This is a genomic window from Thiohalocapsa halophila (assembly GCF_016583825.1).
Taxonomy (GTDB): domain Bacteria; phylum Pseudomonadota; class Gammaproteobacteria; order Chromatiales; family Chromatiaceae; genus Thiohalocapsa; species Thiohalocapsa halophila.
In genome coordinates, this window is sequence record NZ_NRRV01000212.1 from 1 (window position 1) to 1,010 (window position 1,010).

At 61.2% G+C, this 1,010-nt stretch carries 1 protein-coding gene; it reads left to right on the plus strand.

Annotation, left to right across the window (positions count from 1 at the left end; translation table 11 throughout):
• Nucleotides 1-1,010, plus strand: a 1,010-nt coding sequence (locus tag CKO31_RS26050; protein WP_200243816.1) for an arsenate reductase (azurin) large subunit, incomplete at both ends; no start/stop codon positions are given.

Sequence of the window (1,010 nt, forward strand, 5' to 3'; positions counted from 1 at the left end):
ATGTTGACGGTCTGGGCCACTAACCCCTTCCAGACCACCCTGAATGCGCAGAACTACCGCCACCGGGTCATCCAGCGAACGAACAAGGTGCGCGACGCCATCGGCGCGGTCCGAGGCGGCTCGGTCGAGGAGCTTGTGGATGCCATCTACAACTCGGTGAGCCGGAAGGGCGGTCTGTTCATGGTCACGATCGATCTCTACCCGACTAAGAACGCGCGGGCATCACACCTGATGCTGCCTGCGGCCCATCCGGGTGAGATGAATCTGACATCGATGAACGGAGAGCGGCGCATGCGTCTCTCGGAACGATTCATGGATCCGCCGGGCGCGGCCAAGCCGGACTGCCTCATCGCCGCAGAGATGGCCAATGCGCTCAAGGCGCTGTACGAGAAAGACGGCAACGCCGAAATGGCCGAGCGCTTCTCGGGGTTCGACTGGGACACCGAAGAAGACGCCTTCAACGACGGCTTCAGAAAGCCGGAGGGAATCGACAGCCAAGGTGGTGCCACCGGGGATCTCGTCACCTACGATCGGCTGCGGGCCATGGGTAACAACGGCGTTCAACTGCCGGTGCAGGAGTACAAGGACGACAAGCTGATCGGCACCGAGATGATCTATGCCGACTACAAGTTCAGCACCGACGACGGCAAGGCGCACTTCCAACCAGCCCCATGGACCGGCCTGCCGGACAAGGTCGAGGAACAGCGTTCGAAGTACGACTTCTGGATCAACAACGGCCGCACCAACCACATCTGGCAGACCGCGTACCATGACGAGCGCGTCGACTTTCGCCGCCAGCGCTATCCCATGGCACCGATCGAAATGCATCCTGCCGACGCCGCAGACCTGGGCATAGCGTCCGGCGATGTGGTGGAGGTCTTCAACGACTACGGCTCCAGCTACGCCATGGCCTATGTGGAGCCCTCCATGAAGCGCGGCCAGACCTTCATGATGTTCGGATACCACAACGGCATCATGGGTGATCTGGTGACGGACTGGACAGACCAGAA